A 1,603-nucleotide genomic window follows, 5' to 3' on the forward strand; every position below is an offset into this window, starting at 1 on the left:
AACGAGGAGGCAGACGCGACCATTTACGTCACCGACGATCTCGTGCACAGTGACCTTGTTCGGAATGAGCGGGTCACGTCGCTTATGGATGATCGCGAGCGGCGCGCCCAGCTTGTCGCTCCAGATGTCGGCAACGCGCACGCGGCCCATATCGGGCGAGACGACAGTGAGTGTGGACGGGTCGAGGATCTTCTGGAAGTGCTCGAGCAGCACCGGCATCGCGAAGAGATGGTCGACGGGGCCGTCGAAGAAGCCCTGGATCTGAGCGGCGTGCAGGTCGACGCTCATGATGCGGTCAGCCCCGGCCGCCTTGTATAGGTCGGCGATCAGTCTGGCGCTGATCGGCTCACGACCACGGCCCTTCTTGTCCTGGCGGGCGTACGGGTAGAACGGAGAGACGACGGTGATGCGCTTTGCCGAGGCACGCTTGAGGGCGTCGACCATGATCAGCTGCTCCATGAGCCATTCGTTGATCGGGTCGGTGTGCGACTGGATCACGAACGCGTCACAGCCGCGAACACTCTCGTCGTAGCGAGCATAGATCTCACCGTTGGCGAAGGTACGAGCGTCGGTGTGCACGATGCTCGTCTCGAGTTCGGCGGCGATGTCGATGGCCAGCTGCGGGTGAGCCCGACCGCTGACAATCACGAGCCTTTTCTGTCCGGTGATCTTGATCTCGGACACGGTCCCCGCTCTCTGCCGGCACATCGTCGGCACTTCGTCTGGCTCAATCTTATCTGCGTGGGATCGACTGGCTTCCCTTCCGATTCGCGTTGATAACTCCTGCACATCGCAGCGCCTCACGCATCACCACCGCAATTGCAGGGCATCCCCCTGGCCGGCCGCGCGATCTGCAGGAGTTATCGACGCGCCCGGAGGCAGGCTCATGCCGGCAGGCCGCTGAACGGCCCCGGTCGCCGGGCGAGAACAGGGGGCGGGCGCTCTAGACCTCGGTATCTCCGGATGCCTCGGCCGCCGCTCGCGCAGCCGCCGTGCCCGCGCGGTTGGCCTCGGCCCAGCCGGCCATGTTGCGCTGGGGAGCCACACTGATGGCGAGCGAGCCGGGCGGAACGTCTTTGCGCACCACGGTCCCGGCGCCCGTGTATGCGCCGTCGCCGATACTGACGGGCGCCACGAACACGTTATGTGAGCCCGTGCGCACGTGGGATCCCACGATCGTTGCGCTCTTATTGACACCGTCGTAATTGGCCGTGATGGTGCCGGCGCCGATATTGGACTGCTCCCCCACCGTGGTGTCGCCGATATAGCTGAGGTGCGGAACCTTACTACCGGCGCCAATGGTCGAATTCTTGGTCTCGACGAAGGCGCCGATCTTCCCGTCGGTGCCGAGGTAGGTGCCGGGCCTCAGGAAGGCAAAGGGCCCCACAGTGGCATCGGCGCCGATCACAGCCAGCGTGGCATCCGTTCGCTTCACGATCGCGTTCTCGCCGATCTCACAATCGGTCAGCGTCGTGTCCGGCCCGACCCCCGCGCCGCGCTGGATCAGCGTTGCACCCTTGAGCTGGGTGCCCGGCAGCAGCTCGACATCCTCGGCCAGGGTCACATCGGCGTCGATCCACGTGGTCGCCGGATCCTGGACGGT

General features: G+C 65.0%; 1 protein-coding gene and 1 pseudogene. Both read right to left on the minus strand.

Features of this window, described 5'->3' with window-relative positions; genetic code table 11:
- Positions 1–648 (minus strand): ribose-phosphate diphosphokinase (gene prs, locus H7290_RS00925; protein WP_290512139.1); only part of this gene is annotated, 648 nt, incomplete at its 3' end.
- 295 nt (positions 649–943) lie between these two features.
- Positions 944–1,603, minus strand: a pseudogene (gene glmU / locus H7290_RS00930) (bifunctional UDP-N-acetylglucosamine diphosphorylase/glucosamine-1-phosphate N-acetyltransferase GlmU); the annotation flags it as partial.

It is taken from the genome of Aeromicrobium sp., assembly GCF_014378035.1.
Taxonomy (GTDB): Bacteria; Actinomycetota; Actinomycetes; order Propionibacteriales; family Nocardioidaceae; genus Aeromicrobium.